Source organism: Streptomyces adustus (assembly GCF_009377175.1).
GTDB lineage: Bacteria > Actinomycetota > Actinomycetes > Streptomycetales > Streptomycetaceae > Streptomyces > Streptomyces adustus.
Genome location: NZ_VJZD01000397.1, coordinates 1 through 5,473, shown reverse-complemented (window position 1 = coordinate 5,473; position 5,473 = coordinate 1). Strand labels below are relative to the sequence as shown.

General features: G+C 71.1%; 5 protein-coding genes and 1 pseudogene. 3 read left to right on the top strand and 3 right to left on the bottom strand.

Annotated elements, in window-relative coordinates; all coding sequences use genetic code 11:
* Positions 1-46: 46 nt before the first annotated feature.
* Entirely contained in the window at positions 47-667 is a 621-nt protein-coding gene (gene thpR / locus FNH09_RS44235; RefSeq protein ID WP_152895521.1) for an RNA 2',3'-cyclic phosphodiesterase, read from the top strand.
* 350 nt (positions 668-1,017) lie between these two features.
* Here thpR and FNH09_RS44230 read toward each other — a convergent pair whose 3' ends face one another.
* From FNH09_RS44230 to FNH09_RS44220, 3 genes and pseudogenes are all read right to left on the bottom strand, one after another.
* The gene (locus FNH09_RS44230) at positions 1,018-2,007 is read right to left on the bottom strand and encodes an aldo/keto reductase (protein WP_152895520.1); all 990 of its coding nucleotides are present in this window, start codon (positions 2,005-2,007) and stop codon (positions 1,018-1,020) included.
* Between the two features lie 50 nt (positions 2,008-2,057).
* Positions 2,058-2,234 (bottom strand): annotated as a pseudogene (locus tag FNH09_RS44225) (Uma2 family endonuclease); the annotation flags it as partial.
* Between the two features lie 133 nt (positions 2,235-2,367).
* A complete protein-coding gene (locus FNH09_RS44220) occupies positions 2,368-3,045 on the bottom strand; it encodes an SGNH/GDSL hydrolase family protein (protein ID WP_152895519.1) in 678 nt (225 codons plus the stop codon).
* A gap of 120 nt (positions 3,046-3,165) precedes the next feature.
* Here FNH09_RS44220 and FNH09_RS44215 point away from each other — a divergent pair, with 120 nt between their 5' ends.
* Both FNH09_RS44215 and FNH09_RS44210 read left to right on the top strand, forming a co-directional pair.
* Positions 3,166-4,155: a WD40 repeat domain-containing protein gene (locus FNH09_RS44215; protein WP_152895518.1), complete on the top strand. Its 990-nt coding sequence runs from the start codon at positions 3,166-3,168 to the stop codon at positions 4,153-4,155.
* A 117-nt stretch (positions 4,156-4,272) separates the two neighbouring features.
* Positions 4,273-5,473, top strand: a 1,201-nt coding sequence (locus FNH09_RS44210; protein WP_152895517.1) for a glycoside hydrolase family 5 protein, incomplete at its 3' end; no start/stop codon positions are given.

Genomic DNA, 5,473 nt, shown 5'->3' with positions numbered 1-5,473 from the left:
GGGCGGGGGCTCGCCGGGTGGTCCGTTCCCTGGAAGGGTGACGTCCATGAGACTCTTCGCCGCCGTGCTGCCCCCGCAGGACGTCACCCGCGAACTGGCCGCCGAGGTCGACGTCCTGCGCAAGCTGCCCGGTGCGCAGGGGCTGCGCTGGACGGGCCGCCCCGGCTGGCACTTCACGCTCGCGTTCTACGGAGAGGTCGACGACGACCTCGTACCCGAGCTGTCGGCCCGCCTGGAGCGTGCCGCGCACCGCACGTCCCCCTTCCCGCTGGCACTGCGCGGCGGCGGACAGTTCGGGCACGGACGGGCGCTGTGGACGGGCGCGGCAGGCGATCTGGAGACGCTGCGGCTGCTGGCCGACCGGAGCGAGGCCGCCGCGCGCAAGGCGGGCCTGCCCATGGGCGAGCACCGCCGTTACCAGGCCCATCTGACGGTGGCCCGCAGCCGCGACGCGATCGACACCCACCCGTACGTCGAGGCCCTCGCCGGCTTCACCAGCGACACCTGGACGGTGACGGACCTGTGCCTGGTCCGCAGCAACCTGCCGAAGTCGGGCGTGCCCGGTGAGCAGCCCCGCTACGAGACGGTCGCCCGCTGGCCGCTGGGCCCCGCCCGGCGGACCGGGGACGACGGGAGCGCCGCCGGTGACGGGGACCACGTGGCCTGAGCGGAGCCGGGCGGCTTCGGGACGGTCCGCCGGACGGGTTTGCGCCGGGGCCGGTTACGCTCGGACGCGTGGACCCGAAAACCCGGAACCGGATCATGGCCGGTGCGCTTGTGCTGCTGTTCGTCGTCGTCGCCCTGGCGGCCGCGCTAGGCAAGTGAGCGCACGGCCGTGCGGGGCCGCGGCCGTACGGGTCCGCGACCGGGTGAGGCCATGACCGGGTGAGCCCGTGCCCCTTCGGGTGCCGTGACCGCGCCGGCGTGCGGGCCTGCCGTGGCCGCCGGGCCGACGGCCCGGCCCACCGGGGCGAGCCCCCCCGGCGACCGTCCGTCGGGCGCCCGACGGTGGGCCGTCTACCAGGCGAAGGCCTCCGGGGACGGGCCAGGACCCGGGAAGATCTCGTCGAGACCCGCCAGCAGCTCCTCGCCCAGCTCCAGCTCGACGGCGCGCAGCGCCGAGGCGAGCTGCTCGGCGGTGCGCGGGCCGACGATCGGGCCGGTCACGCCCGGCCGGGTGAGCAGCCAGGCCAGCGCGGCCTCGCCGGGCTCCAGGCCGTGCTTGTCGAGCAGGTCCTCGTACGCCTGGATCTGCGCGCGCCTGGCCGGGTCGGCGAGGGTGTCGGCGGTCCGGTCGGAGGCCCGGCGTCCGCCCTCGGCCTCCTTCTTGAGCACACCGCCCAGCAGACCGCCCTGGAGCGGTGACCAGGGGATGACCCCGAGCCCGTACTCCCGCGCGGCCGGGACGATCTCCATCTCGGCGCGTCGCTCGGCGAGGTTGTAGAGGCACTGCTCGCTGACCAGGCCCATGGTGCCGCGGCGGGCGGCGATCTCGTTGGCCTGGGCGATCTTGTAGCCGGGGAAGTTGGAGGACCCTACGTAGAGGATCTTCCCCTGCCGCACCAGTACGTCGACGGCCTGCCAGATCTCCTCGAAGGGGGTCGAGCGGTCGACGTGGTGGAACTGGTAGACGTCGATGTGGTCGGTCCGCAGCCGCTTCAGGCTGGCGTCGACCGCGCGCCGGATGTTGAGCGCGGAGAGCTTGTCGTGGTTGGGCCAGGCGTCGCCCTCGGCGGCCATGTTGCCGTAGACCTTGGTGGCGAGGACGACCTTGTCGCGCCGCTCACCGCTCCCGGCGAACCAGTTCCCGATGATCTCCTCGGTACGGCCCTTGTTCTCGCGCCAGCCGTAGACGTTCGCCGTGTCGAAGAAGTTGATGCCGGCGTCGAGCGCCGCGTCCATGATCGTGTGGCTGTCGGCCTCGTCCGTCAGGGGGCCGAAGTTCATGGTGCCGAGGACGAGTCGGCTGACCTTGAGTCCGGTGCGTCCGAGCTGCGTGTATTCCATGGCTTCCAAGCCAACGGCCTGGAGTGCGCTCTATGCAAGGGCGGGCGGTGTCAGCCGCGCGGGAAGTCGTCGGTGGTGAGGGTGAGGCCGACGGGGGTCGCGGTGAGGTCGATGTCCGCTCCGAAGGAGACGGTCAGTTCACTGACGTACTCGCCGTCCTTGGGCTGGGTGAAGAGATGGCACCTGCCCTGGCAGGGGTCGGCGACGAGGTACACGGGCACCTCGGCGAGGACGGTCATCGTGGCGCTCCTCCCCGACGGCCCCATGGACCAGTGCCGCCGCGCGGTACAACGATACGCACGGTGACGGGGTCACGGGCAGGAGTGGAATATGCCGGAGGCCTGCCGGAGTGGACCCGTCTCAGTCCCGCTCGTACTCCCCGCCCAGTCCCCACCCCTGGTGCATCGCCTCCGCGAACGCCTCCGCGATCTTGTGCTCGCCGCTCGCGTTGGGGTGCGTGCCGTCGTAGGTGTCGTGGTTGATGTCGTACCCGGGCGGCGGCGAGGCGAGCAGCAGGGGCGAGCGGGGCTCGTCGAGGTCGGCGACCGCCTTCGCCAGCAGTTCGTTGAAGGCGGAGACCTCCACCGCGAAGTCGGGGTCCTCCAGCGCGCGGGAGTTGGGTATCACCGGCAGGACGACCATCCGCACCCGCGGGTTCGCCGCCCGCGCCTCGGCCACGAAGAGCCGCACGTTGTCCGTCGTCTGCCGGGCGTTCGTGTAGAAGCCCAGGTCGATCAGGCCGAGCGCGACCAGCAGCACATCGGCCCGGTGCGCGCGGACCGCGTCGCCGACCAGCGGGGCCATGTGCAGCCAGCCCTCGCCCCAGCCGGCCAGGTGCGCGCGCGGGAAGTCCGGTTCGGCGTACTCGTACGACGTGGGCGCGTCCGTCGCCTTGTCGTGGAGCGTCTCGCGCGGGCCGACGACGGCGAACGGACGGCCGTACGTCGTGCGCAGGTGCTGCCACATCCGGTAACGCCAAGTGTGTTCGCCGGCGCTTCCGATCGTCTGGGAGTCGCCGACGGGCATGAACCTGAGCATCCGCTCATGATGGACGATCGGCGGGCCGTCGGTGGACCGGCCCGGGTGTGAGGCCTGCCACGCGCGCGCGGCGGACCTCGGCTGACGCGGCACCAGGTCCGGGATGGCAGTCTTGGGGGCATGCGTCGACCGTTCGCCCTCCTTGCCGGTGTCCTGCTCACGGGTGTGCTGGCCGCGCCCGCCCTCGCCGCCGACGGCGACGAGGGTTTCACCATCAAGGACCCGCGCATCACCGAGTCCAGCGGCCTGGCCGCCTCCCACCTGCACCCCGGGATCTACTGGACCCACAACGACAGCGACGACGGGCCCTACATCTACGCCGTGGACAGCGCCACCGGAAAGACGGTCGCCACCGTCACGCTGAGCGGCATCGGTTCGCCGCGTGACGTGGAGGCCATCTCCATCGGCCCCGGCAACCAGATCTACGTCGGCGACATCGGCGACAACCTCGACGGGACCTGGCCGTACGTCTGGATCTACCGGCTGCCCGAGCCCAAGGTCCTCAAGGACCAGACGATCAGGGCCACGCAGTACGTGGTGAAGTACTCCGACGGCGCCCGCAACGCCGAGTCGCTCGTCGTCCACCCGAAGACCGGCCGGGTGTACATCATCGACAAGAAGGAGGACGGCGGGCACCTCTACGAGGGCCCGGCCGAGCTGTCGTCCTCCGGCGCCAACATCTTCAAGCCCGTCGCCACGGTCGACCTCTGGGCGACGGACGCCGCCTTCTCGCCCGACGGTCGGCAACTCGCCGTACGCGGCTACTTCGGGGGCATCTACTACGACTGGAACGGCGGGAGGATCGAGCGGCTGGGCCGCCTGAACGTGCCGTTGCAGGGGCAGGGCGAGTCCGTCAGCTACTCCGCCGACGGGACCAAGCTCATGTACGGCAGCGAGGGCGCCGACAGTCCGGTCAAGGCGGAGGACGCGCCCGGCGGCGGGGCGGGCGGCAGCGGGTCCGGCTCCGGCAAGCCGTCCGGCGGTGGCGGTTCGGGGGATTCCGCGACGGGTGGCGACTCCGGCGGCAGCGGTGTCACCTACGGTGCGCTCGCCGTCGCCGCGGTCTGCGCCGGGCTGTTCGGCCTGCGGAGGCTGCTGCGCCGGAACTGAGGTGACGTCACGCGTCTTGACGGGCGCGTGAGTTCTTACTTCCATGGAAGGCGCGGCGTCGTGGGAGCGCTCCCACATGTTCCGGACCCGCAGCCCCCCACGAGAGGAAGCAGCGACATGTTCCGCAGTCTGCGCAGAGCGCTGTGTGCCGCCGCCGCGGCACTCCTGTTACCGCTGGCCGGTGTCCAGACCGCCCACGCGGCCGCCGCCCCGGCGGCTGCCGCGGCCGACGCCGGGGCGGGTTACTGGCACACCAGCGGCCGTCAGATCCTGGACGCGTCCGGACAGCCGGTGCGGATCGCCGGCATCAACTGGTTCGGCTTCGAGACCGCCAACTACGTCGTGCACGGCCTCTGGTCGCGCGACTACAAGAGCATGATCGACCAGATGAAGTCGCTGGGCTACAACACCATCCGCCTCCCCTACAGCGACGACATCTTCAAGAGCGCGACCGTCCCGAACAGCATCGACTTCTCCGGCGGCAAGAACGCCGACCTGGCGGGGCTGAACTCGCTGGGCGTCATGGACAGGATCGTGTCGTACGCGGGCCAGGACGGTCTGAAGGTCATCCTGGACCGGCACCGGCCGGACTCGGGCGGGCAGTCGGCGCTCTGGTACACCTCGGCCGTCCCGGAGTCGACCTGGATCGCCAACCTGAAGGCCCTGGCGTCCCGTTACGCGGGCCAGGACACCGTCATCGGCATCGACCTGCACAACGAGCCGCACGACCCGGCCTGTTGGGGCTGCGGTGACGCGGCCACGGACTGGCGGCTGGCGGCGCAGCGCGCGGGCAACGCCGTGCTGTCCGTCAACCCCGCCCTGCTGATCTTCGTGGAGGGCGTGCAGTCGTTCAACGGGGTCTCCGGCTGGTGGGGCGGCAACCTGATGGGCGTCGGGCAGTACCCCGTGCAGCTCAGTGTGGCCAACCGGGTGGTGTACTCCGCCCACGACTACGCGACCAGCGTCGCCCAGCAGAGCTGGTTCAGCGACCCGACGTTCCCGGCCAACATGCCGGGCGTCTGGGACAAGTACTGGGGCTACATCTTCAAACAGAACATCGCGCCCGTGTGGGTCGGCGAGTTCGGTACGACGCTCCAGTCGACGGTGGACCAGAAGTGGCTGGCCGCGCTGGTGAGTTATCTGCGGCCGACCGCCACCTACGGCGCCGACGCCTTCCACTGGACGTTCTGGTCGTGGAACCCCAACTCCGGTGACACCGGCGGCATCCTGAAGGACGACTGGGCGACCGTGGACACGGTGAAGGACGGGTATCTCGCGAGCATCAAGGCGCCCGGCTTCCCGGCGGGCGCCTTGATGC